The organism is Streptomyces sp. NPDC005494 (genome assembly GCF_042872025.1).
Taxonomy (GTDB): Bacteria; Actinomycetota; Actinomycetes; order Streptomycetales; family Streptomycetaceae; genus Streptomyces.
Map to the genome: position 1 here is coordinate 464,350 of NZ_JBIAJR010000003.1, position 24,406 is coordinate 488,755.

A 24,406-nucleotide genomic window follows, 5' to 3' on the forward strand; every position below is an offset into this window, starting at 1 on the left:
GTGTCCTCCCGCATCACCGATCCCGAGCAGCTCAAGGACCTCCTCGGGATCCCCTTCACCCCGGAGCAGACGGCCTGCATCACCGCGCCGCCCGCCCCGCAGGTGATCGTGGCCGGAGCGGGCTCGGGCAAGACCACGGTGATGGCCGCCCGGGTGGTGTGGCTGGTGGGGACCGGACAGGTCGCCCCGGAGCAGGTACTCGGCCTGACCTTCACGAACAAGGCCGCCGGGGAGCTCGCCGAGCGAGTGCGCAAGGCCCTCGTCGCGGCCGGGGTCACCGACCCGGACGTCATCGACCCCGACGACCCGCCGGGCGAGCCGAGCATCTCCACCTACCACGCCTTCGCCGGCCGGCTCCTCACCGACCACGGCCTGCGGATCGGCCTCGAACCCACCAGCCGCCTCCTCGCCGACGCCACGCGCTACCAGCTCGCAGCCCGGGTGCTGCGCGAGGCGCCCGGCCCCTACCCCGCGCTGACCAGGTCCTTCCCCACCCTCGTCAGCGACCTGCTGGCCCTGGACGCCGAACTCGCCGAGCACCTCACAGGCCCCGAGCAGCTCCTCGACTACGACACCGCTCTCCTCCGCGCCCTGGAGACGGCCCGGCTGACCAACGCCGAGCTGCGCAAGATCCCCGAGACGGCCCAGGCCCGCCGCGAACTCCTCGGACTGGCCCGGCGCTACCGCGAGGCCAAGCGCAGCCGTGACCTCCTCGACTTCGGCGACCAGATCGCTCTCTCCGCCGAGCTCGCCCTCACCCGGCCCGAGGTCGGCGCGATCCTCCGCGAGGAGTACCGGGTCGTCCTGCTCGACGAGTACCAGGACACCTCCGTGGCCCAGCGGCTGCTGCTGGCCTCGCTCTTCGGCGGGGGCGGGGACGGCGGCACGGCGGGCCACGCCGTCACCGCGGTCGGCGACCCCTGCCAGGCGATCTACGGCTGGCGCGGAGCCTCCGTGGCCAACCTCGACGACTTCCCGCACCACTTCCCGCACGCCGACGGCACCCCCGCCACCCGCTACTCCCTCAGCGAGAACCGCCGCAGCGGCGGCCGGCTGCTCCACCTCGCCAACGGTCTCGCCGAGCCCCTGCGCGCCATGCACGAAGGGGTCGAGGCACTGCGACCCGCCCCCGGGGCCGAGCGGGACGGCACGGTGCGCTGCGCCCTCCTGCGCACGCATTCCGAGGAGATCCAGTGGCTCGGTGACTCCCTCACCCACCTCGTGCGGACCGGAACACCACCCGGGGAGATCGCCGTCCTGTGCAGGACCGCGGGCGACTTCCCCCGGATCCAGGCGGCGCTCGTCGAGCGGGACGTCCCCGTGGAGGTCGTCGGCCTCTCAGGGCTGCTGCACCTGCCCGAGGTGGCCGACCTCGTCGCCGTCTGCGAGGTGCTCCAGGACCCCGGCGCCAACGCCTCGCTGGTCCGGCTCCTCACCGGCCCGCGCTGGCGCATCGGGCCGCGCGACCTCGCCCTCCTGGGGCGCCGCGCTCGTCTCCTCGTCCACCGTTCCTCGCCCGGGGACGACGGCACGGACCCGGACCGCCGCCTGGCCGAGGCCGTCGAGGGCGTCGATCCCGCCGAGGTGATCTCGCTCGCCGACGCCCTCGACACGTTCCTGGAGGCCGGCGGCGCCGAGGACGACCAGCTGCCGTTCTCCGCCGAGGCGCGCGTCCGCTTCGCCCGTCTCGCCACCGAACTGCGCGATCTGCGCCGCTCACTGGCCGACCCCCTCATGGACGTACTGCACCGGGTCCTCGCGACCACCGGCCTGGAGGTGGAGCTCTCCGCGTCGCCGCACGCCCTGGCCGCCCGCCGCCGGGAGACCCTGAACAACTTCCTGGACGTCGCGGCCGGCTTCGCCGCGGTGGACGGGAGCGCGACCCTCCTCGCCTTCCTGGGTTTCCTGCGGACCGCCGCGCAGTACGAGAAGGGCCTGGACAACGCCCTGCCCGGCGGCGAGAACACGGTGAAGGTCCTCACCGCCCACAAGTCCAAGGGCCTGGAGTGGGACGTCGTCGCCGTACCGGGACTGGTCACCGGTCAGTTCCCCAGCACGCGTGCCCGGGAGGCGTGGACCTCGCAGCCGCAGGTCCTGCCGCACGCCCTGCGCGGGGACGCGCCCACGCTTCCGGCCCTCGACACGTTCGACGCCAGGGGCCTGAAGGCGTTCAAGGAGGAGATGAAGGAGCACCAGCACACCGAGGAACTCCGCCTCGGGTACGTCACCTTCACCCGCCCCCGCAGCCTGCTCCTTGGCTCCGGCCACTGGTGGGGCCCTTCCCAGAAGAAGCCCCGGGGGCCGTCCGCCTTCCTGGACGCGCTGTACGAGCACTGCGCGGCAGGACACGGTGAGATCGAGGTCTGGGCGGACGAGCCCGATGAGGACGAGGAGAACCCGGAGCTCCGGCGGAAGGACGCCGACCAGCCGTGGCCGCTCCCGCTGGACGGCACCGCGATGGCCCGCCGCCGAGCCGCCCGGGACACGGTCCTGGCCCACCTGGAGGCGCTGGCGGCCACTCCCGTTCCCGACACGTACGAAGAGCCGGTCCACGCACCCGGTCCGCCCTCGTACGACGAGCCTCCGCACGAGGACGAGCCGCCGTACGGCGAGGAGCCCCCCTACGAGGAGGAGCCGCCGTACGGCGAGGAGCCTCCGCACGAGGACGAGCGGCCGTACGGCGAGGAGCCGCCGAACGAGGACGCCGGAGCTCCGTACCCGTCCCCGGGCGGCCGTCGGCGGTTCCCGGGACCCGGGGCGGTTCCGCCCGTCGAGGCACCGTCCGTGGGGCCGGCACCCGCCGAGCCGCACGCGCCCCTCTCCGCCCGAGCACCGCACGTGCCCGGCGCGCGCGCCCCCCTGGACGCGGGTCTCACCCCGGAGGAGTCCCGCACCCTCGCCTCCTGGGACCGCGATCTCGACGCCCTCGCCGGTGAGCTGCGCCGTGCCCGCGCCACCGTGCGGGACGTCGTCGTACCGGCCACGCTCTCCGCCACCCAGCTGCTGCACCTCGCCGACGACCCGGAGGGCTTCGCGCGGGAGCTCGCCCGGCCCATGCCCAGGCCCCCACAGCCCGCCGCGCGCCGGGGCACCCGCTTCCACGCCTGGGTGGAGTCCCGGTTCGAGGAACTGCCGCTGCCGATGCTCGGCCCCGACGAACTCCCCGGGGGCGACGAGAGCGACGCGGAGATCGCCGACGAACGCGACCTCGCCGAGCTCAAGGAAGCCTTCGAGCGCACCGCGTACGCCCGGCGCACTCCGTACCGCGTCGAGACCCCGTTCCAGATCGCTCTCGGGGGCCGGGTGATCCGGGGCCGGATCGACGCGGTGTACCGCACGGGTGACACGTACGAGATCGTCGACTGGAAGACCTCCCGGCACCGCACGGCCGATCCGCTGCAGCTCGCCGTCTACCGCCTGGCCTGGGCCGAGCTGCACGGCCTGCCGCTGGACGCGGTGACCGCGACCTTCCTGTACGTACGCACAGGGGAGACCGTCCACCCCGCCGGGCTGCCGGGGCGGGAGGAGCTGGAGAGGCTCCTGCTGGACGAGCCACCTCCGTGAGGCCGATAGGCTCATGAGCATGAGCGACACCCCGGACAGCGCCGTCCGCACGTACACGGAGCAGCACCGCACGACCTTCCTCGACGACCTCGCCGAGTGGCTGCGCATCCCGTCCGTGTCCGCTCAGCCCGAGCACGAGAAGGACGTACGGCGCAGTGCCGAATGGCTGTCCGCCAAGCTGTCCGAGACCGGGTTCCCCGTCACCGAGATCTGGGAGACACCCGGCGCCCCGGCGGTCTTCGCCGAGTGGCCGTCGGACGACGCCGACGCACCCGTCGTGCTCGTCTACGGTCACCACGACGTGCAGCCGGCGGCCCGTGAGGACGGCTGGAGCACCGACCCGTTCGAACCGGTGATCCGCGACGGCCGGATGTACGGGCGGGGTGCCGCCGACGACAAGGGCCAGGTGTTCTTCCACACACTCGGTGTCCGCGCCCACCTCGCCGCGACGGGCCGCACCACCCCCGCCGTGCACCTCAAGCTCCTCGTCGAGGGCGAGGAGGAGTCCGGCTCACCCCACTTCCGGGCGCTGGCCGAGGAGCACGCGGACCGCCTCGCCGCGGACGTCGTGATCGTCTCCGACACCGGCATGTGGGACGAGAACACCCCCACCGTCTGCACCGGCATGCGCGGCCTCGCCGAATGCGAGATCGAGCTGCACGGGCCGTCCCAGGACATCCACTCCGGGTCCTTCGGCGGTGCCGTCCCGAACCCGGCGACCGCACTCGCCCGCCTGGTCGCCGCTCTCCACGACGAGGACGGCAGGGTCGCCGTCCCCGGCTTCTACGACGGGGTCGCCGAGCTCACCGAGACGGAGCGGGCTCTCTTCGCGCAACTGCCCTTCGACGAGGCCACCTGGCTGCGCACGGCCGCCTCGCAGGCCACCGCGGGCGAGGCCGGCTACTCCACCCTCGAACGCGTCTGGGCCCGCCCCACCGCGGAGGTCAACGGCATCGGCGGTGGCTACCAGGGCGCCGGCAGCAAGACCGTCATCCCCTCGTCCGCGTCGGTGAAGCTGAGCTTCCGGCTGGTCGCGGGCCAGGACCCGGAACGTGTGCAGGAAGCGGTCCGCGCCTGGGCCGAGGCACGGATCCCGGCCGGTGTCCGCCACCGGATCACCTTCGCCCCGGCCACCCGCCCCTGCCTGACACCGCTGGACCACCCCGCCCTGCAGGCGGTGGCCCGTGCCATGGGCCGCGCCTTCGGGACCAGGATCCTCTTCACCCGTGAGGGAGGTTCGGGCCCGGCCGCCGACCTTCAGGACGTGCTCGGGGCGCCCGTCCTCTTCCTGGGCATCTCCGTGCCGTCCGACGGCTGGCACGGACCCGACGAGAAGGTCGAACTGGACCTCCTCCTCAATGGCGTGGAGACCGCCGCCCATCTGTGGGGCGAGCTGGCCACCGCGCTCCGCTGAATCTCTGAACGCCCGATCCACCCCCGGGGGAGTAGGAAGCACCTGTGAGCACCTTCGACAACGCCACCGCAGACCGTCCGATCGGTCTCACCGCGCCCAGCGGTATCGACCGCGCAGCGCACCACCGGCTCGACGAGGCCTGGCTCGCCGCTGCCTGGAGCCACCCGACGACCAGGGTTTTCGTCGTCTCCGGAGGCCAGGCACTCATCGACGACACCCCCGACGGCGGCACCGAGCTCGTCATGACGCCCTCCTTCGAGGCGCCGCTGACCGAGACCCACCGCTACTTCCTGGGCACGGACGCGGACGGCGTCCGCTATTTCGCGCTGCAGAAGGACTCCCTGCCGGGCCGCATGGACCAGTCCGCGCGCGCCGCCGGGCTGCGCGAGGCGGGCATGCTTCTCGGCCCGCGAGACGCCGGACTGATGGTGCACGCCGTCGCCCTGGAGAACTGGCAGCGGCTGCACCGCTTCTGCTCGCGCTGCGGCGAGCGCACCGTGATCGCCGCGGCAGGCCACATCCGCCGCTGCCAGGCCTGCGGGGCGGAGCACTACCCCCGGACCGACCCCGCGGTGATCATGCTCGTCACCGACGACCAGGACCGTGCGCTGCTGGGCCGCCAGGTCCACTGGCCCGAGGGCCGCTTCTCGACGCTCGCCGGTTTCGTGGAGCCGGGGGAGTCGATCGAGCAGTCCGTGGCGCGTGAGGTGTTCGAGGAGGCGGGGGTGACCGTGGGCGAGGTCGAGTACGTCGCCAGCCAGCCCTGGCCGTTCCCCTCCAGCCTGATGCTGGGCTTCATGGCCCGGGCCACGTCCTCGGAGATCAACGTGGACGGCGAGGAGATCGAGGAGGCCCGCTGGTTCTCCCGCGAGGAGCTGACGAAGGCCTTCGAGTCGGGCGAGGTGCTCCCCCCGTTCGGCGTCTCCATCGCCGCCCGGCTGATCGAGCTCTGGTACGGCAAGCCGCTCCCCAGGCCGGGCAGCACCGCCTGAGAACCACGCCGGACACGCGAGTACCCGGCTACGGCGACGAGGAGGGGCATCGGCTCCTCGCCGCCGCCGGACGCCCGTGCCGTCACCTCCGCACGCGGGTGCCGCCGCCGGACGAGGGTGCCGACGTGCGGCCCTCAGCGCAGGTGACGTGCGGTTCTCAGCTCAGGTCGAGCAGCATCACGTCATGGAGTTCCCCGCTCCCGCCCCACGGCCGTGCCTCGCCGATCCTGCGGTATCCCCAGGCGCGGTAGGCGGCCGACGCCGCCGCGCTGCCCGGGTGGACGTTCAGCAGCACCCGCTCGGCCGTGAGGCCGTCGAGCAGAGTCTCGTGCAGACGCCGTGCGACACCCTGCCCGCGCCACACTCGGCGAACCGCGAGCTCCAGGAACCCGAAGGTGCGCTGCCCGTCCTCGCGCCGTACGTCGTCGGGCACGGGCACGGTCAGTTCGTCCCACCAGCCCGTGTCGGCGCCGAGGGTGTGGCCGTACGCCATGCCGACCGGCTCGCCGTCCCCGGTACGGGCGGAGGCCGCGCGGAAGGTGGGTCTGCGGACCTGGACGGGGAAGCGGCGGAAGGCCGCGGCGACATCGTCCTCGGTCTCGTCGTAGGGATGCTCGGCGAACGCCTCGGCGTAGATCAGCCTGAACGCGTCCTCGGCCCGCGCTGCGGCCGGCCCGTCCATGAGTTCCGTCGCGACGGTCCCGTGCCACGTCATCCGTGCCCCCTGCGAACAGTCGCGCGCCACGCTCGCCGCTCCCGCGGGTCGCCGAACCTCCCGGATCCTATCCACCGTGCGGCGGGACCCGGGGCACGCGCGTACCCGGTCGTGCGAGCGGCAGCGGGCACGCGCGTATCGAGTGCCGAGTGCCGAGTGCCGAGTGCCGGGTGCCGGGTGCCGGGTGCCAGGTGCCGGGCACGCGTGCGTACCCCCGGAGACGCAGAACCCCTGGCCGGCTCCAGGCCGGTCAGGGGTCGTGTGCCGCGAGGACGCGGCGGGATGGCGCGTGGCAGGGATTCAGACGCCGAGCGCCTGCTTCACCTGGGCGAGGCTGGGGTTGGTCATCACGACCTCGGCGCCACCGCCGGAGGGGACCACCTGGACAGTGGGAACCGTCTGGTTTCCGCCATTCGCCTTCTCGACGAACGCCGCAGAAGCCGGGTCCTGCTCGATGTTGACCTCGGTGTACGCGATGCCTTCGCGGTCCATCTGGCCCTTGAGCCGGCGGCAGTAGCCGCACCATGTGGTGCTGTACATCGTCACAGTGCCCGGCATGTCGTCGGTGCTCCCTTGTCTCGTACGTCTCACTGGGAAGTCGGGACAGTACGCGCACGTACCTTCCCGCACTGGGCCAACGCACGCGGGCCGAGAGCCATTCCCGCCCGCTGCCACCGGTACGACAAACGCCGGGCCCTGTGGACAACCGCCGCACCGGCCCCGCGCGACCTGGCAGCATGGCGGGGTGACAGCAGCAACGCATTCCACCCTCTTCCCACAGGTCCCCGACTCCGCGGACGCCGTGCTCGACGGGCTCGACCCGGAGCAGCGCGAGGTCGCGCTGGCCCTCGGAGGACCCGTGTGCGTGCTGGCCGGAGCCGGGACGGGCAAGACGCGGGCGATCACGCACCGCATCGCCTACGGGGTGCGTGCCGGGATCCTCCAGCCGACGACCGTGCTCGCCGTCACCTTCACCAACCGTGCCGCCGGCGAGATGCGGGGGCGGCTCCGCCAGCTCGGCGCGACGGGTGTGCAGGCCCGCACGTTCCACTCCGCCGCGCTGCGTCAGCTCCAGTACTTCTGGCCGAAAGCAGTCGGTGGCGAGCTCCCGCGGCTGGTGGAGCGCAAGGTCCAGCTGGTCGCCGAGGCCGCGGCCCGCTGCGGGATCCGGCTGGACCGCAACGAACTGCGGGACGCCACGAGCGAGATCGAGTGGGCCAAGGTCACGCAGACCGTCCCGGCCGACTATCCGGCCGCCGTCGCGAAGACGCAGCGCGACGCCCCACGCGACCCGGCCGAGCTCTCGCAGATCTACGCGATGTACGAGCAGCTGAAGCGGGACAGGGCGGTGATCGACTTCGAGGACGTGCTGCTGCTCACCGTCGGCATCCTCCAGGACCGTCACGACATCGCCGACCACGTGCGCCGTCAGTACCAGCACTTCGTCGTCGACGAGTACCAGGACGTCAGCCCGCTCCAGCAGCGGCTCCTCGATCTCTGGCTCGGGGACCGGGACGACCTCTGTGTCGTCGGCGACGCCGGCCAGACGATCTACTCCTTCACCGGCGCCACCCCCGACCACCTGCTGAACTTCCGCACGCGTCATCCGAACGCGACGGTGGTCAAGCTGGTGCGGGACTACCGCTCGACGCCTCAGGTCGTCCATCTGGCCAACGGCCTGCTGAGCCAGGCCAGGGGCAAGGCGGCCGAGCACCGGCTGGAGCTGGTCTCCCAGCGGGACAAGGGCCCCGAGCCCGTCTACACGGAGTACCCGGACGAGCCCGCGGAGGCCGAGGGCACCGCGCGCCGCATCCGCGATCTGATCGCCGCCGGCGTCCCGGCCGGAGAGATCGCCGTGCTCTACCGGGTCAACTCCCAGTCCGAGGTCTACGAGCAGGCGCTCGCGGACGCCGGTGTGCCCTACCAGCTGCGCGGGGCCGAGCGCTTCTTCGACCGTCCCGAGGTGCGGGAGGCGGGGGTCGCCCTGCGCGGCGCTGCCCGCGCGGGCGGCAACGACTCACTGCTCGACGGTGCCGACGACCTGCCCTCCGAGGTGCGGGCCGTGCTCTCCACCAAGGGGTGGAGCTCCAAGCCGCCGGCGGGTTCCGGGGCGGTGCGGGACCGCTGGGAGTCGCTCGCCGCACTCGTCCGGCTGGCCGAGGACTTCGAACAGGCCCGGCCGGGCGCCACCCTCTCGGATCTCGTGGCGGAGCTCGACGAGCGGGCCGCAGCCCAGCACGCACCCACCGTCCAGGGCGTCACCCTGGCGTCGCTGCACTCGGCCAAGGGCCTGGAATGGGACGCGACGTTCGTCGTCGGTCTCACCGAGGGCATGATGCCGATCGCCTACGCCAAGACCGACGAGCAGGTCGAGGAGGAGCGCCGCCTGCTGTACGTCGGGGTCACCCGCGCCCGCTTCCACCTCTCCCTGTCCTGGGCGCTGTCCCGGTCGCCGGGCGGGCGCGGGGGCCGTCGCCCGACCCGGTTCCTGAACGGCCTGCGGCCCGGCTCCGCGGCGCCGGGCGCACGGGCCGGCGCCGGAGGGGGCGGCGGCATCGACCGTGGTTCCCGTACAGGGGCCGGGCAGGGAGCCCCGGGTGCGGAGGCGCCGGCCCGGCAGGGGCGGCGAGGGCCCGTGCGGTGCCGCGTCTGCGGCAGGACGCTCACCGACGCCGGTGAGATGAAGCTGATGCGCTGCGAGGACTGCCCGTCGGACATGGACGAGGCGCTCTACGAGAGGCTGCGCGAGTGGCGTGCCGACACGGCGAAGCGGATCAGCCAGCCCGCCTACTGCGTCTTCACGGACAAGACCTTGATGGCCATCGCGGAGGCGGCGCCGGACAGTGAGGGCGAGCTCGTCGTCATCGCCGGTGTCGGCAACCGGAAGCTGACCAGGTTCGGCACCGATGTGCTGGCCATTTGCGCAGGCCGGGCCCCTGGTGCGGAGCCCCGGGAGGACGACGGCGGGGTGTGAGAAAAACTCGTCCAGAAAATAGTTTGCGCGCGCAGCAGTCATCACCATAGGTTCTTAACCACGGGAACAGCGACTTCTCTGAAGCCCTGACTCCGTGCTGTACTTATCCGAATACCGCAGGATCGGCCCCGGCCGGTCCCCTGAGACGCCGAGAGGAGGCGATTGTCGTGATCAGCATCATCAACACCATCAAAATGACCGATCCGTCGGTCGTCTCCACCTGCTCGCTCGGCCTCACCCGTTCTTCCGCGCTCTCGCTCCGTGGCATCAGTGCGTCCGGCGTCTCCGCCGCCCGCCCGCTGTCCCTGGCGATCCTGCCCGTGCGGGAGCGCAATGAGCGACCGACCGAGGCACCGGAAGCAGCAGTAGCGAAGGGACAGGCCTCGGCCTATGCCTTTGCGGCGGCCGGTGCCGGAGCCAAGAAGCAGACGACGCAGCACCACACGATGTGGGCCTTCCGTGGGCCTGAACCCTGGAGTGATCCAGCCTGATGTGAATCAGGCCGGCGCCTTCAGGGCCGCGGAACCCCACTCGGGATCCGCGGCCCTTTTGTTTTGTCCGAACGGATGAGACGAGACGAAGGAGCCTCGGGACAGCAGGACCTGGTACCAGCCGCCAACCGGCCAACAGGCCGGCACGACCAGACGAGGACAACGCCACCGTGCAACTCGAGACGCACGCCCCGTCCGTACCGCCTTCCGACACGATCTCCCCGCCCGGCCTCACGGAGGACTCCACCTTGATCCCCCTCACCGCGCTCACCGCGCTCGACGACGCCATCGAGAACCTCGGCGTACCCGTCCCCTGCCGCTCCTACGACCCGGAGGTCTTCTTCGCCGAGTCGCCGGCGGACGTCGAGTACGCCAAGTCCCTCTGCCGGACCTGTCCGCTCGTCGAGGCCTGCCTCGCCGGAGCCAAAGAGCGTCGCGAGCCGTGGGGCGTCTGGGGTGGCGAACTGTTCGTCCAGGGCGTCGTCGTCGCCCGCAAGCGTCCTCGTGGCCGTCCGCGCAAGAACCCGGTCGCGGCGTGACCGCCGGCCTGGGGGTCATGTCCCCCACACGAACGAAGCGCATCGGAACCATCGACCGTCCCCACACCCATGACCCCCGAAATCAGGCACCAATGACCACCCCCACGAGGGAGCCCGTCGGCTCCGCCACCCCTGACGTCACCATCATCGGCGCGAACGACTCGCGTCAGAACAGGACCCGCGAGATGCAACTCATCCCAGAAGCCCTGGCACGTGCGCATATGCACGAGCGCCTGAGGGAAGCCGAGCAGGGACGCCAGGCCGTGCGCCTGGTTGCCGCCCGGCGGATGCAGCGCCGTGCGGAGCGCGCCTCGATGCGCGCCCGCCGGGCGCTCGCCATGGCTGTCATGCACTGACAGCCGCACCGTAGTACGACGTGACACGGCTGCCGGGCGACCGCTCCGCCCCTACAGGCAGCCACCTCCCCTTCCGCGGGGCCGGCCCGAACAGGCCGGCCCCGCGGTGCGTTTCACCACGCCCCACCCGGACCACGGCGTTATCGTCGCGTGGTGGACGAGGAGATCCGTCAGCCCGCCGGGCCTGCCGCCGACCGTGTGCGCTGCGCTCGCTGCGGCACCACCGCGGACAGCGACGGTCCGCCGCCGACCTGGCTCTGCTCCGTGGAGAACGGCACGCGCCAGTACTTCTGCGAGGCGTGCTCGCGCGCCCACATCAGGGCGATCGAGAGCCGGCTCGACTCCGACTGGTGGTGACACGCGGGCCCGGCCGTGGTGACGTGCGGGCCCGGGACCCGTCGGTACCCGGTTCTGCACCGGGAGCGGCGGAGCCTGGCTCCGCGCTCGGGCTGCCGCGCCTGCTCACGCCTCCACGGCCGTACTCTCCTCGGCGCCGTCCTCGGAGTCGTCCTCCCCGTCGGGTGCGTACGCCAGGAACCCCGGCAGCCAGGACTCCAGTTCGTCCCGGAGCCGGACGGTCGCGCCCAGTTGGCACAGGACGCCGATCGTGCTGAGCGTGACGCGATGTATCAGCAGATACGACGGAGGAAGGTTCAGCTGCTTGCCCAACTGGTGCGCGGGGGAGCGCGGATCGGCTATCCGGGCGGCCTGGCTGCGCAACCAGGAGCGGGTGAAGGTGAACTCCTCGACCTGGGCCGGCTCGATGATCGGGAGGAGGTATCCGAGCACGGCGTCCGCTTCGAGCTCGATCGACTCCTTGACGAAGCCGTCCTCGCGGAGCATCGCGTAGACGCCGTCCGCGTCGCCCTCCAGCGCCATCCGCAGAGCATCGCCGATGGTCTGCGGCAGCCCACCGGGGAGCCGGTCGACCGTGCCGAAGTCCAGCACCCCCAGGCGCCATTGCTCAGCATCCTCGCCGAGCTCGCCGGCTGCCGCACGGTCCTCGCCCGCACTGTTCTCGTCCGTACCGCCCAGGTCCGTGCCGCAGGCGTCGGCCTCACCGATGGCCGCGTCCGCCGGAGGCAGAAGCCGGAAGTTCCCCGGGTGCGGGTCCGCGTGCAGCAGGCCGGTGCGGGCGGGGCCCGAGAACAGGAAGCGCGCCAGCAACTGTCCCGCCCGGTCACGTTGTTCCGGCGTGCCCTCGGCGATGACCACCGACAGAGGTATGCCCTCGATCCACTCCGTCACCAGCACCTGTTCGCTCTGGTGCACCACTCCGGGGATCACCACATCCGGATCGTTCTCGAACTCCGCCGCGTGTTCCCGCTGGGCCCGCGCCTCCAGTTCGTAGTCCAGCTCCTCGGAGACCCTGTTCCGCAGCTCGGTGATGAGCGGCTTGATGTCCATCCCCGGCACCAGCGGGCCGAACAGCCGCGCGAAGCGGCTGAGCTGGGTGAGATCGGAGAGAAGTGCTTCACCCGCTCCCGGATACTGCACCTTCACCGCCACATCCCGTCCGTCGTGCCACACGGCCCGATGAACCTGCCCGATCGAGGCCGCCGCCGAAGGGCGGTCCTCGAACTCGGTGAACAGCTCTCGCCAGTCCTCGCCCAGCCGCTCGGCGAGCACTCCGTGCACCGTCTGCGTCGGCATCGGCGGCGCTGCTTCCTGCAGCTTGGTCAACGCCGCCCGGTAGGGGCCTGCCACGTCCTCGGGGAGCGCGGACTCGAAGACGGACAGCGCCTGCCCCAGCTTCATCGCGCCCCCCTTCAACTCTCCCAGGACCTTGAAGAGCTGATCGGCCGTCCGCTGCTGTACCTCCCGGGCCACGATCTCCGCGGACTTCCCGCCGATCCGCTTGCCCAGGCCCCACGTCGCACGGCCGGCGAAGCCGAGCGGCAGAGCTGCCAGCTTCGCGGTACGGGTGACCGCCTTCCGGGGAAGATCAGACATGTGCCCCTCCAGTTCCCAGACTGCCGTGCCGCGTGAGTACCGGGTCCCCGCCGTCGGCGACGGTCACCCCGCCATTGTGTCCTGCGCAGCGCCGGCCGCGGAGGTGAGCTCCCCCTCAGTGTGCCCGGCGGCACCGCAGGCGCAGTCGGGGTGTGGCTCCAGCCGATCCGACCGCCAGTCGAGCAGCGGCATGGCGGCCTCCCACCGCGCCCCGGTGCTGGCCGGCAGCTCACCGTCGAGAAAGGACAGCGCGTGAGCGGCCGCGAGACCGGCGACCGCGGTCGCCAGCGCCAGGTCACAGGCCTGCACGCCATGACGCCGCCCTGACTTCCACTGCGCCATCATGCGCGGCCACTGCGGGTCCGATTCCGCTCGGTGCAATGCCAGGCAGCCCGCACAGCCGGTGCCTCCGGGCAGCACCAACGGTCCGACCACTCCTGTGGCTTCGATCACCCCGGCATAGAGATGCGGCGTCCCCGACGTGATCCACGGCGCCGCCGTACCGGGATCGGGGGCGTACACCGACAGGCCGTCCCTGGGCGCCACGACGACGAGGGACAGCGCGGGCTCGCCACCCGCCCGCACGGCGTCCGGTCCTCCCGCCCGCGCGGGGCCGCCGACCGCGGACCGGCGGACCAGCTGACGGGCGGCCGTGTCCCTGCGTTCCCCGACCGATGAGGCCGGGAGCCCGCCCGGCGCGACGTCACCCGGCTCGGTGCGGCCCCCGTCGAGCACCTCGACATGCCCCACCCCCGAGCCGGACAGCAGGGCGGCGATCGCCGCACCCACCCTGCCCGCGCCCCGCACCTGGACCCGCATCGCGCGCCGCGCCGCCAGGGTGCGCAGCCCGCCGCCGGGCGCCGGGTGGACGACGGACAGGGCAGCCGCGTCCGGGCGCTGACGATCGAGGGTCTCGGCCCGACGGCGTAAGGCGTCGGCCTCCGGCCCGCCCGCGTCCGGATCATCCAGCAGACCCGCCTCCGTGAGCCGCGACACGAGAATGTCCACATGACGGTCCGACAGATCGAGAGCCCTGGCCTCTTCGCGGAGCAGAGGCAGTCCACGTGTTCCGTCGAGCAGTTCCAGAAAGCTTCCCGTGGCGATATCCATCGGGCCGAGCGTTACCGCGTGGGCGGGCGTCACACCGAATTGCACGGTGTTCCGTCCACGCCAGGCCCGGCGCAGTGCCGGCTTCAGCATCGGATGCATGACTTCTCCAGGGTTCGGTGTCGGGATCCGTTGCCAGAATGCAACGTGGCGGCGAAACGGAGCCGAAAGTTATCCACAGGCTGGGGCATTAGTCGTTCAAATGGCGCGACCCGAGAAGTGGATCAACATTGAACAGCGGCGGAGGCGGGACTTCCCCCGTCGGCAACGGGTAACGTCGTTCCGTGCCCGCCGACCTCTCTCCCGGTCTCGCCGGGGAGACCCCCGCGCGCAGCGCCGACCGCCAGCCGCGCCGCGCAGCCGCCCAGCAGCCCCGCGCATCGCTGTCGAGCGCGGTCGAGGTCCGCAGGAGTTCCCGGCGCAGGAGAACGGTCTCCGCGTACCGGGAGGGCGACCGCACCATCGTGCTCATCCCGGCCCGGATGTCGGAAGCCGAGGAGCAGCGCTGGGTCGGCGTGATGCTCGACAAGCTCGCCGCTCAGGAGAGCAAGCGCGTCATCGGCGACAGTGAGCTCGCCGAACGTGCCGAGCGGCTCTCCGGCCAGTATCTGGAGGGCCGGGCGCGCCCCGCCTCGGTGCGCTGGGTCACCAATCAGAACACCCGCTGGGGCTCATGCACCCCGGCCGAGGGCAGCATCCGCCTCTCGCACCGGCTGCAGGGCATGCCGGAGTACGTCGTCGACTACGTACTCCTCCACGAGCTGGCCCACCTGCTGGTTCCCGGGCACGGTCCGCGCTTCTGGCGACTGCTGGAGTCGTACGCGCGTACCGAGCGTGCCCGCGGCTATCTCGAAGGAGTCGTGGCGGCCGGCCGGCTCCCGCATCTGCCCGCCGCACGCGAGGAGTGACCTCGCCGATTCTGTACCGGGTCTGTACCGGCTTGGCTCGAAGTCGCGGTTTGCGGTTAGCCTGACGCGACGCATTCACCTTCGGGATGGGGGACGGTCGTTACGCATGGCCAGGGAATTTCAGCGCGGCCACAAGGCCAAGATCAGTGATCTCACGTCAGGGACGGATCTGTACGTAGGTGTGCAGATCGCGGGCCCAGGCCTGACGTTCGACATCAGCTGCTTCGGTCTCGATGTCAATGAGCAGCTCTCGGACGACCGGTATTTCATCTTCTTCAACCAGCCCAAATCGCCCGAGGAGTCCATTCAGCTTCTCGGCGCCCAGGCCGGTGACACCGAGTCCTTCCGCGTCACCCTCGACCGTATTCCCGCGAACATCCACAAGCTGTCCTTCACCGCCACGCTCGACGGTGCCGGACAGATGTCGCAGGCGGGCCCCGGATATATCCGGATCGTCGCCGGCGGAGAAGAAGTGGTGAGGTACGCCTTCACCGGTTCGGAGTTCACGACCGAGCGCGCCGTCATGCTCGGAGACTTCTACCTGAAGGACGTCTGGCGGTTCGCCGCCGTCGGCCAGGGCTTCGACGGCGGACTCGACGCGCTGCTCCGGAACTTCGGCGGGGAGGTCGCCGAGGAGGCTCCGGCCCCCGAGCCGCAGGGCGCCGCCCCCGGGTTCGCCCCGCCCGCCCAGGCCACCGCACCTCCCACGTTCGGAGCGCCTGCCGCCCCCCAGGCACCACAGCCCGCCCCGGCATTCGGAGCCCCCGCGGCCCCGGCTCCCGCTCCGCAGCCGATCCATGCCGCCCCCACCATCGCGGCCCCTGTCACGCCGCCGGCGCCCGCTCCGTACGGACAGCCGCCCCAGCAGCCCCAGTTCGGGCAGGTCCCGGGCCAGGTCGCGCCACCGCAGGCCGCGCCGTACGGGCAGCAGCCACCGCAGGCCCCGCCGTTCGGTCAGCAGTCACCGTCCGCACCTCCGTTCGGTCAGCAGCCCCCCGCGCCGTTCGGGCAGCAGCCCCCCGGCACGCAGCAGGGAGTGCCCCAGGGCGTTCCGCCGGGTGGCCCAGGGCTGCAGGCGGCCCTGCAGCCCTACAAGGAGGCACCGACCGGGCAGCGCTGGACCTCGCAGAACCAGCAGCTCATGCGCGTCGACCTGACGATGGGCGGCACGCCGGTCCTGGCCCGCCAGGGCAGCATGGTGATGTACCAGGGCAAGGTCGACTTCGGGTACAAGGGTGCCGGTTTCTCGGGCCGCATGGTCGGCAACGCGACGGGCCAGGAGATGCAGCTGATGCGCTGCACCGGCCGCGGGCAGGTCTTCCTGGCCGAGGAAGGCTCGCATCTGCACCCCATCGAGCTGCAGGGCGACGGGATCTGCGTCTCCGCGGAGAGCGTCCTCGCCTTCGACGAGTCCCTGCAGTACGAGGTCCGCAGGATCGAGGGGCACGGCATCCCCGGCGGCGCCCTGTTCACCATGCAGTTCCAGGGCACCGGCACCGTCGTCATCAAGACCCACGGCGTCCCGGTGGTTCTGCCGGTCACCCCGACCACCTTCGCGGACTGCAACGCCGTCGTGGCCTGGTCGTCCGCGTCCCAGGTGATCCTCTCCAGCCAGGTCCGGCTGCGCCGCAACGCGTACCCGGGTCACAGCGGGGAGACCGTCAATCTCCAGTTCCGGGGAGCGCCCGGGAACTTCATCGTCGTCCAGCCGTACGAGGTCTGAGGGAGCCCGTCATGAATCAGCAACTCGCGGGCTTCGCCCCGACCCCCGTCACGGCCCGCATGGAGAACCACGGCCGCACGATGCTCAAGGTCGCCATGGCCAGTGGCCAGGACCTCTACGCGCGGACCGGCTCGATGGTCGCCTACGAGGGCTTCATCCAGTACGAACCCAACCCGCCCGCCGTCCGCCAGATCGCCTCCCAGTGGATCTCCGGCGAGGGCGCTCCTCTGATGAAGTGCGCGGGGGACGGGCTGCTCTACCTCGCCGACTACGGCGCCGACGTGGTCGTCATCAACCTCGACAACGACGCCCTCTCGGTCAACGGCACCAACCTTCTGGCCTTCGACGGTCACCTCTCCTGGGGTGTGGAGCGGGTCAAGGGGCTGGCCAAGTTCGCCGGCCAGGGCCTGTGGAACGTCGGCATCCAGGGCACGGGATGGGTCGCCATCACCTCGCGCGGCACGCCGATCGTCGTCGACTGCGGCCGGGGCGAGGACGAGACGTACGTCGACCCCGACGCCCTCGTCGCCTGGTCCCCGAACCTCAAGGTGAAGGGCAAGCGCAGTTTCAAGGCGAGCTCGCTCATCGGGCGGGGCAGCGGGGAGGCCTTCCAGATGGCCTTCTCCGGCCAGGGCATCGTCGTCGTCCAGCCGAGCGAGGACAGTACGGACCGCCTGCGGATCCGGCACTGAGCGGGGGAGAACACATCATGCAGAGTCCGCTTTTCAGCTACACCGAACAGCAGTCGCAGGACCGCTACACCGTCCAGAACCCGCAGCTCCTGCGGGTCTCGCTGGCCGGTCACGACGACGTCCTCGCCCGCAAGGGCGCCATGGTCGCCTACCAGGGACTCATGGAGTTCGACGGGGAGTACCAGTCGCAGGGCCAGCGCCGTGCGCGCAGGAACACGGGTGAGGGCCTCGACCTCATGCGCTGCTCGGGCCAGGGCACGGTCTATCTGGCCAACCTCGCCCAGTACATCCACCTGGTCGATGTCGACCACGAGGGCATGACGGTGGACAGCGCCTACGTCCTCGCCCTGGACTCCTCGCTGCACACCGAGGTCATCGCGGTGGACAGCCAGTACGGGATCTCCGGCACCGGCAAGTACCAGCTCAACATCACCGGGAACGGCAAGGTCGCGCTCATGACCTCCGGCCAGCCGCTGATGATGCAGGTCACTCCGGACAAGTACGTCAACGCCGACGCCGACGCGATCGTGGCCTGGTCGAGCGGGCTCAGGGTGCAGATGCAGGCCCAGACCCACTCGTCGGGAGTCGTGCGCCGCCGCGGGAACACCGGGGAAGGCTGGGAGCTGAGCTTCCTGGGCCAGGGATTCGCCCTCGTCCAGCCGAGCGAGGTGCTGCCTCCGCAGAACGCCCAGATCGGCCAGGGCGCCGCCGCCCAGTTCGGTGTGGGCCAGCAAGGCGCCCGCAGCCAGAACCAGAACAACGCCTGGAACTGAGCCGTCCGCACGCGGCAGAGGCGAACACACGTGACGAGGGGCGGGCCCCGCGGGTACACACCCGTGGAACCCGCCCCTGTGCTGTTCTAGGTGATCTGCTCCAGTCGCGCGAGGGTGCTCTCCAGCAACCGCGACACCGAGGCGTCCGCGGTGTCCGCCACCTCGTCGTAGGGGAACCAGCGCAGATCCAGGGACTCGTCGCTGATCCGCTCCGTCGCCCCGGCCGATGCCACGGCCGCGTACTGCACGTCGAGGTGCCAGTGGCAGGGCGCCGGGATGGGATGCCGGTCCAGCCGGACCGGGCCACCGGGCAGCAGGGTGAGCCCGGTGATCCCGGACTCCTCCGTGGCCTCGCGCAGGGCCGCCCCGGCCAGGGTGGTGTCCTCGGGCTCGCAGTGCCCGCCCATCTGCAGCCACATCCGGAGCTTCCGGTGCAGGGTCAGCAGGACCCGCCCGCGCTCCGGATCCACCACCAGGGCGCTGGCCGTCAGATGACCGGCTCCGCACGCCTTCCACATGCCGTCGGGATGAGCCGCCAGATGGTCCAGATAGGCCAGCCGCAGCTCAGACTGCTGTGCGTCGGCGGCGGTGAGGCCGTGGGCCTTGAGTACGGAGACCGCGTCGTCGTGGAGGCTCACCGGCCGGAGTCGTCCTTGCCGTCGTCGTTCGTCCCGTCCCCGGGCTCGTCCTCGCTCCGCTCCTCGGCGGCAGGCTTCTGCGTGCCCTTCGCCGCCTCGCCCAGCATCTTGTCCAGCTCCGAGAAGTCGAGCTGCTCGTGATGGACGAAGCCGTCCGGGTCGTCCAGGTCCCGGGCGGTCGGCAGCATGTCCGGGTGCTCCCAGAGATCGTCACGGCCGTCGACGCCTCGGGCGTCCGTGAGCGAGGCCCACAGCCGGGACGCGTCCCGCAGGCGGCGCGGACGCAGCTGGAGCCCGATCAGGGTGGCGAAGGTCTGCTCCGCGGGGCCGCCGGTCGCCCGGCGCCGGCGCATCGTCTCGCGCAGTGCGTCCGCCGAGGTCAGCCGGGACTTCGCAGCCTCGTGCACCACCGCGTCGACCCAGCCCTCGACGAGGGCGAGAGCGGTCTCCAGACGGGCCAGCGAGGCCTTCTGCTCCGGAGTGTCCTCCGGCTGGAACATGCCCTGCTGGAGTGCGTCCTGCAACTGCTCGGGCTGCGACGGGTCGAACTGACCCACCACGTCCTCGAGCTTGCTGGTGTCGACCTTGATGCCGCGCGCATAGGCCTCGACAGCGCCGAAGAGATGCGAGCGCAGCCACGGGACGTGGGCGAAGAGCCGCTGGTGGGCGGCCTCGCGCAGCGCGAGGTACAGCCTCACCTCGTCCTGCGGCACGCTCAGGTCCTTCCCGAACCGCTCGACGTTCAGCGGAAGCAGCGCGGCCTTGCCGGCCGGGCCCAGCGGGAGGCCGATGTCGGTCGAGCCGACGACCTCGCCGGCGAGGACGCCCACGGCCTGCCCGATCTGCTGGCCGAACATGGCACCGCCCATCGAGCGCATCATGCCGATCAGCGGGCCCGCCATGGCCTGCATCTCCTCCGGCAGGACGTCGCCCATCGCCAGGCCGACGCGCTCGGCCACCGGGTCCACCAGCTGCTGCCAGGCGGGCAGCGAGGCCTCGACCCATTCGGCGCGGCTCCACGCGACCGTCGAGACGGAACCGGAGGGCAGCGACGTCACCCCGTCCAGCCACAGGTCGGCGAGACGCAGCGCCTCGTCGACGGACGACCGCTCCGCGGGACCGACGCTCGCGTCCTTGCTGCCGTCCGTGGTGCCCTGCGACACCGTCTGGCGGGCGATCTGCTTCGCCATGTCCCAGTTGACCGGGCCGCCCTCGTAACTCAGCATCTGGCCGAGCTGCTGGAAGGCCGCGCCCAGGTCGTTCGGATTCATGGAGCCGAACATCGCGGCGAACGGGTTGTCCCCGCCCATGCCGGGCCCGAAGCCGAACGGGTTCGCCGGCCCGCCCGAGCCCTGCCCACCACCGGTGGGGTCCTTCTTCTTGCCTTCGTCGCCGTCTTCCGGCTCCTCCGGCGGAAGGCCGAATCCGAATGGGGTGTCACTCACGGGTTTCCTCGGCTCGTAGGGCCGCCGGCTCGAACCGACGGCGACTGCCCGACATCACCATCCAGCGTAGACACCCGAGCCCGCTCGGGGCCTCAGTGCTCCGCCGGCTCCCGGCCTGCGGCAGGATGGACGCCACCTGGTACGCACGCGTCATTCGGGTACGTACTGAAGACAACCGCTGGAGACGCCCGGTGAGTTCCCCAGATCCGCAGGTTCGCGCAGCGCGAAACCTGGCCGACCCCTCGCCCGAAAGCAAGCCCACGAAAAATCTTTCCCGAAGTCGCGGCCCCGTCGTCGCGGTCACCGGCGCCGCCACCGGCGTCGGTGAACTGCTCACCGCCCATCTCGCCGCTTCCGAAGAGATCAAGCAGGTCATCGCGATCGACGAGCGCCGGGGAGATGTCTCCGAGGCGACCTGGCACATCCTTGACGTACGGGACCCCGCCATCGCCGAGAAGCTCCGTGGCGCGGACGTCGTCGTGCACATGGCACTCGATCTCGACCTGGAGACCGACCCCGCCGCCCGTACCGCGTACAACGTGCGCGGTACCCAGACCGTGCTGACGGCCGCCGCGGCCGTGGGCGTCCACCGGGTCGTGCTCTGCACCTCGGCCATGGTCTACGGCGCGCTGCCCGACAACGACATCCCGCTGGCCGAGGACGCCGAGCTCCGGGCCACCGCCGAGGCCACCGGCGTCGGTGACCTGCTGGAGATCGAGAGACTCGGCCGCCGTGCGCCCCGCGCGCACCCCGGCCTCAACGTCACGGTGGTACGCCCCACGGTCCTGGTCGGCGGCACGGACACGGCCCTCACCCGGTACTTCGAGTCCCCGAGGCTCCTGGTCGTCGCCGGATCACGCCCGGCCTGGCAGTTCTGTCACGTCGACGACCTGGTGACCGCCCTGGAGTACGCGGCGCTCGAGAAGATCGACGGCGAGTTCGCGGTCGGCTGCGACGGCTGGCTGGAACAGGAGGAGGTGGAGGAGCTCTCCGGCGTGCGCCGCATGGAGCTGCCGTCCGCCGTCGCCCTCGGCGCCGCGGCCCGGCTGCACCGGATCGGCCTCACGCCGTCCCCGGCGGGCGACCTCGCCTACACGATGCACCCCTGGGTGGTCAGCGTGAGCCGGCTGCACGACGCCGGATGGCGTCCTCGCTGGACCAACGAGGAGGTCCTCGCCGCACTGCTCGAAGAGGTGGAGGGCCGGCACACCGTCGCCGGCCGTCGACTCGGACGCAAGGACGCCACCGCGGCGGGCGCCGCAGGAGCGACGGTCGCACTGCTCGGCACGGCGGCACTGGTCAGACGGGCCCGCAAGGCACGCCGCCGCTTCTAGCCGGACCGTTCCCGTCCGCCGTCCCCCTGGTAGGAGGCTCCAAGCCGACCGGCGCGCCACCGGTCGAAACCGCTATTCCGCGATGCGGGTGCCGTGCGGCACGATGGCACCATGGCACGCACCCACGATCACCCCGGCGAGCAGGCAGCCCAGGACCCCATCCGGCTCCTGGACATCCGTGACACGCCGCTCTCCGTCGACGAGGTCTTCCGCGCGGTCGGGGACGACGCCGCGGGAGGCACGGCGCTCTTCGTCGGCACGGTCCGCGACCACGACGGCGGACAGGACGTCGGCGCGCTCGGATACTCCTGCCACCCGACGGCGGGGGACGAGCTCCGCAGGGTGGCCGAGAAGGTCGTGGCCGAGTTCCCGGTGCGTGCGCTGGCCGCCGTCCACCGGGTGGGTGAACTGGGTGTGGGCGATCTGGCGGTGGTCGTCGCCGTCTCCTGCGCCCATCGGGGTGAGGCCTTCGAGGCGTGCCGCAAGCTGATCGACGACCTCAAGCACGAGGTCCCGATCTGGAAGCACCAGCGCTTCTCCGACGGCACGGAGGAGTGGGTCGGCGCCTGCTGAGCGCAAACCGCCCCAGGGGGCATCAGCCCCGATTTGCGTAACCGCACCCCTGCCATGAGCGTTGGTCCTGCAGGTGGTTAATCTTCTGATCGTCAGTTGCGGTCGCTCATGGGGTAGGGAGGTCGTGATGGCAGCACTCGCCTGGCTCTTGATTCCGCTCATAGCTGCTCTTGGCGCGGCGATATGGGGCGGGTGGGCAGCCCGCAACCGAACGACCGGTGACGTCACCGAACTCGCCGGCTACGCCAGGTTCCGTGAGGCGATGGAGAAATCGCATTCCGGTTCCGAGGCCGTCTGACACTCCGGCAGTCGTACGCATCTGCCGATCCGGCACCGCGTCCGCTCTCCGTACGCGCGAGTACACCGCGAGGCGAGCGACCCGGCGGCGCCCTTCAGATCCCCCCGGGACACCCCAGATCCTCCCCCTCGTACGGACCGGCCCCGACGGTGCACTGACAGGCCCTTCCCGTACTGTCGTTCCATGCCACGCCGCACCGCGACGATGCTCGCCTCGACCCTCATCCTGATCGCGCTGCTCTGCGCAGGCGTGCTGATCCCCGTGCCGTATTCGGAGATGTCTCCGGGCCCGACCGTGAACACCCTCGGTGACGCGCGAGGCGAGCCCGTCCTCCACATCAGTGGCCACAAGACGTACCCGACGTCCGGGAACCTCAACATGACGACGGTCCGCGTCACCGGCGCCGACTACGACATGAACATCGTCGAGGCGGTCTACGGCTGGCTCGCCCACGACAGCGTGGTCGTGCCGCACGACACCCTCTACCCGGACGGCAAGACCGAGGAGGAGTCCACCCAGGAGAACGCCGAGGAGTTCAGCCAGTCCCAGGAGAGCGCCAAGGTCGCGGCCCTGGAAGAGCTGAAGATCCCGGTCACCTCCCGTGTGGTCGTCTCCACGGTCGTCAAGGACAGCGCCGCCGAGGGTGTGCTGCACGCAGGCGATGTGATCAAGGCGGTCGACGGAACGGCTGTCGAGCAGCCCGAGGACGTCGCGAAGCTCGTCACGAAGCACGAGCCCGGCGAGGACGTCGTCTTCACGGTCGTTCCGGCCAAGGCCGCGGCTGCCGCGGAGAAGGCGGGCAAGGAGCCCCAGGGCTCGCGCGACGTCACCCTCACCACCCGGAAGGCGCCGGCTGACCCGTCCAGCCCCTCCGAGGACCGGGCGATCGTCGGTATCCAGGCGGGAACGGACCACACGTTCCCCTTCGAGATCGACATCAAGCTCGCCGACGTCGGGGGCCCGAGCGCGGGACTGATGTTCTCGCTCGGCATCATCGACAAGCTGACTCCCGGCAAGCTGACGGGCGGGAAGTTCATCGCCGGGACAGGGACCATCGACGACGAGGGCACCGTCGGGCCCATCGGCGGGATCAACATGAAACTCGTCGGCGCGCGGGACGCCGGTGCCCGGTACTTCCTGACGCCGGACGACAACTGCGCCGCCGCGGCGTCCGACACCCCGAGCGGTCTCACACTCGTCAGAGTGAAGACGCTCGACGACGCCAAGAAGTCCCTGGACAAGATCCGTGCGGGGGACACGGCCGCCCTGCCGAAGTGCTCGGTGGGCTGAGGCCGGCCCCCGCCGCAGGGGTCAGGACTCGAAGGTGGCCGCGAGAGCGTCGGCGAGCCCCGGGACCAGCCCCGCACCTGTCAGGACCTCCGTCGGGGAGTCCTTCTCCCGCAGCCTCACGGCGGAGTCCCGCGCGCCGTCCCGCAGCACGGCCACGGTCATCCGCACCTCCTGACGGTCGGGATGCTCGGCGACCCACTTGGTGAGCTGGGCGTCGCTGAGGCCTTCCGGTACGGATGCCTCCGCCGACGGCGGAAGCATCATCCGCTCCACGGTCATCGCGCAGCCGACCACGGCGTCGGGCCAGGCGATCGTGGCGAGGAACTCGTCCAGCGCGGTGCCGGCGGGGAGCTCCTCCTGTTCGACGGGGGTGAGGGCCGCTCCCGTGGAAGAGGAGTCGTCGAGGCCGAGCTGCGCGGCGAGGCCCGGCTCGTGGGCACGCAGCCGCGCGGTGTCGACCAGGGCGAAGAGCCGGGCCGGCTGGTCCCAGCCGAGGCCGGCTGCGTAGGTGTCGATCTCGAGGACGGCGACGGTCAGTGGACTGGCGGCCATCGGGGGGCCTGAGGGGGAAACGTTGGGCATGGTCAATATCCTGCCTCCTTCCGCCCCGGGAACGGGAACTAGGTA

Annotated in this window: 23 protein-coding genes; 16 read left to right on the plus strand and 7 right to left on the minus strand. The window is 71.4% G+C overall.

The features are described 5' to 3' along the window. From ACFYQ6_RS12045 to nudC, 3 genes are read left to right on the plus strand one after another with little or no spacing between them, the layout of a single operon-like run. Complete coding sequence (locus tag ACFYQ6_RS12045; protein WP_388762746.1) at positions 1 to 3,564, plus strand: UvrD-helicase domain-containing protein; 3,564 nt, start codon at positions 1 to 3, stop codon at positions 3,562 to 3,564. 19 nt (positions 3,565 to 3,583) lie between these two features. Beyond that, complete coding sequence (locus ACFYQ6_RS12050) at positions 3,584 to 4,978, plus strand: dipeptidase (protein WP_361573477.1); 1,395 nt, start codon at positions 3,584 to 3,586, stop codon at positions 4,976 to 4,978. Positions 4,979 to 5,022: 44 nt separating this feature from the next. Then, the gene (nudC, locus tag ACFYQ6_RS12055) at positions 5,023 to 5,970 is read left to right on the plus strand and encodes an NAD(+) diphosphatase (RefSeq protein WP_361573479.1); all 948 of its coding nucleotides are present in this window, start codon (positions 5,023 to 5,025) and stop codon (positions 5,968 to 5,970) included. 157 nt (positions 5,971 to 6,127) lie between these two features. On the opposite strand, the gene ACFYQ6_RS12060 is transcribed toward nudC, so the two are convergent. Beyond that, entirely contained in the window at positions 6,128 to 6,685 is a 558-nt protein-coding gene (locus ACFYQ6_RS12060; protein WP_388762748.1) for a GNAT family N-acetyltransferase, read from the minus strand. A 300-nt stretch (positions 6,686 to 6,985) separates the two neighbouring features. Continuing rightward, positions 6,986 to 7,243 (minus strand): mycoredoxin, encoded by a 258-nt coding sequence (locus ACFYQ6_RS12065; protein ID WP_356738059.1) that lies wholly within the window; start codon positions 7,241 to 7,243, stop codon positions 6,986 to 6,988. A gap of 187 nt (positions 7,244 to 7,430) precedes the next feature. Here ACFYQ6_RS12065 and ACFYQ6_RS12070 point away from each other — a divergent pair, with 187 nt between their 5' ends. The 5 genes from ACFYQ6_RS12070 to ACFYQ6_RS12090 all read left to right on the plus strand — a co-directional run bounded on the left by ACFYQ6_RS12070 (position 7,431) and on the right by ACFYQ6_RS12090 (position 11,402). Further along, positions 7,431 to 9,659 (plus strand): ATP-dependent DNA helicase UvrD2, encoded by a 2,229-nt coding sequence (locus ACFYQ6_RS12070; protein ID WP_388762750.1) that lies wholly within the window; start codon positions 7,431 to 7,433, stop codon positions 9,657 to 9,659. 167 nt (positions 9,660 to 9,826) lie between these two features. Next, positions 9,827 to 10,150 (plus strand): hypothetical protein, encoded by a 324-nt coding sequence (locus ACFYQ6_RS12075; protein WP_361573486.1) that lies wholly within the window; start codon positions 9,827 to 9,829, stop codon positions 10,148 to 10,150. A 170-nt stretch (positions 10,151 to 10,320) separates the two neighbouring features. Beyond that, entirely contained in the window at positions 10,321 to 10,689 is a 369-nt protein-coding gene (locus ACFYQ6_RS12080; protein ID WP_033298139.1) for a WhiB family transcriptional regulator, read from the plus strand. Further along, positions 10,686 to 11,045, plus strand: coding sequence for a hypothetical protein (locus ACFYQ6_RS12085; protein WP_145803387.1), 360 nt, complete (start codon positions 10,686 to 10,688; stop codon positions 11,043 to 11,045). Before ACFYQ6_RS12080 ends, ACFYQ6_RS12085 begins: the two co-directional genes overlap by 4 nt. Before the next feature lie 153 nt (positions 11,046 to 11,198). Then, positions 11,199 to 11,402, plus strand: coding sequence for a hypothetical protein (locus ACFYQ6_RS12090; protein WP_361573489.1), 204 nt, complete (start codon positions 11,199 to 11,201; stop codon positions 11,400 to 11,402). A 105-nt stretch (positions 11,403 to 11,507) separates the two neighbouring features. Here ACFYQ6_RS12090 and ACFYQ6_RS12095 read toward each other — a convergent pair whose 3' ends face one another. Next, complete coding sequence (locus tag ACFYQ6_RS12095) at positions 11,508 to 12,998, minus strand: ABC1 kinase family protein (protein WP_388762753.1); 1,491 nt, start codon at positions 12,996 to 12,998, stop codon at positions 11,508 to 11,510. Between the two features lie 63 nt (positions 12,999 to 13,061). After that, the gene (locus ACFYQ6_RS12100; RefSeq protein ID WP_361573493.1) at positions 13,062 to 14,207 is read right to left on the minus strand and encodes a TOMM precursor leader peptide-binding protein; all 1,146 of its coding nucleotides are present in this window, start codon (positions 14,205 to 14,207) and stop codon (positions 13,062 to 13,064) included. 182 nt (positions 14,208 to 14,389) lie between these two features. Here ACFYQ6_RS12100 and ACFYQ6_RS12105 point away from each other — a divergent pair, with 182 nt between their 5' ends. The 4 genes from ACFYQ6_RS12105 to ACFYQ6_RS12120 all read left to right on the plus strand — a co-directional run bounded on the left by ACFYQ6_RS12105 (position 14,390) and on the right by ACFYQ6_RS12120 (position 18,201). Continuing rightward, a complete protein-coding gene (locus ACFYQ6_RS12105) occupies positions 14,390 to 15,013 on the plus strand; it encodes a M48 family metallopeptidase (RefSeq protein WP_361573495.1) in 624 nt (207 codons plus the stop codon). Positions 15,014 to 15,119: 106 nt separating this feature from the next. Then, positions 15,120 to 16,736 carry a TerD family protein gene (locus ACFYQ6_RS12110; RefSeq protein WP_388762755.1) on the plus strand — a complete coding sequence of 539 codons (1,617 nt, stop codon included), beginning with the start codon at positions 15,120 to 15,122 and terminating at the stop codon, positions 16,734 to 16,736. A gap of 11 nt (positions 16,737 to 16,747) precedes the next feature. Further along, positions 16,748 to 17,428 (plus strand): AIM24 family protein, encoded by a 681-nt coding sequence (locus ACFYQ6_RS12115; protein WP_388762757.1) that lies wholly within the window; start codon positions 16,748 to 16,750, stop codon positions 17,426 to 17,428. Positions 17,429 to 17,445: 17 nt separating this feature from the next. Beyond that, positions 17,446 to 18,201, plus strand: coding sequence for an AIM24 family protein (locus tag ACFYQ6_RS12120; RefSeq protein ID WP_388762759.1), 756 nt, complete (start codon positions 17,446 to 17,448; stop codon positions 18,199 to 18,201). Positions 18,202 to 18,287: 86 nt separating this feature from the next. Here ACFYQ6_RS12120 and ACFYQ6_RS12125 read toward each other — a convergent pair whose 3' ends face one another. Beyond that, positions 18,288 to 18,839: an NUDIX hydrolase gene (locus ACFYQ6_RS12125; protein ID WP_388762761.1), complete on the minus strand. Its 552-nt coding sequence runs from the start codon at positions 18,837 to 18,839 to the stop codon at positions 18,288 to 18,290. Further along, a complete protein-coding gene (locus tag ACFYQ6_RS12130; RefSeq protein WP_361573505.1) occupies positions 18,836 to 20,284 on the minus strand; it encodes a zinc-dependent metalloprotease in 1,449 nt (482 codons plus the stop codon). The genes ACFYQ6_RS12125 and ACFYQ6_RS12130 overlap by 4 nt, the downstream gene beginning before the upstream one ends. A 191-nt stretch (positions 20,285 to 20,475) precedes the next feature. Between ACFYQ6_RS12130 and ACFYQ6_RS12135 the strand changes: the two genes are divergently transcribed. From ACFYQ6_RS12135 to ACFYQ6_RS12150, 4 genes are all read left to right on the plus strand, one after another. Further along, positions 20,476 to 21,618: an SDR family oxidoreductase gene (locus tag ACFYQ6_RS12135; protein WP_361573507.1), complete on the plus strand. Its 1,143-nt coding sequence runs from the start codon at positions 20,476 to 20,478 to the stop codon at positions 21,616 to 21,618. A gap of 111 nt (positions 21,619 to 21,729) precedes the next feature. Next, positions 21,730 to 22,191, plus strand: coding sequence for a molybdenum cofactor biosynthesis protein MoaE (locus tag ACFYQ6_RS12140; RefSeq protein ID WP_361573509.1), 462 nt, complete (start codon positions 21,730 to 21,732; stop codon positions 22,189 to 22,191). Positions 22,192 to 22,318: 127 nt separating this feature from the next. After that, a complete protein-coding gene (locus ACFYQ6_RS12145; RefSeq protein WP_014048224.1) occupies positions 22,319 to 22,489 on the plus strand; it encodes a hypothetical protein in 171 nt (56 codons plus the stop codon). 183 nt (positions 22,490 to 22,672) lie between these two features. Next, entirely contained in the window at positions 22,673 to 23,779 is a 1,107-nt protein-coding gene (locus ACFYQ6_RS12150; RefSeq protein ID WP_361573511.1) for a PDZ domain-containing protein, read from the plus strand. 21 nt (positions 23,780 to 23,800) lie between these two features. Here ACFYQ6_RS12150 and ACFYQ6_RS12155 read toward each other — a convergent pair whose 3' ends face one another. Further along, positions 23,801 to 24,361 (minus strand): PPA1309 family protein, encoded by a 561-nt coding sequence (locus ACFYQ6_RS12155; protein ID WP_361573513.1) that lies wholly within the window; start codon positions 24,359 to 24,361, stop codon positions 23,801 to 23,803. Between the last annotated feature and the right edge of the window lie 45 nt (positions 24,362 to 24,406).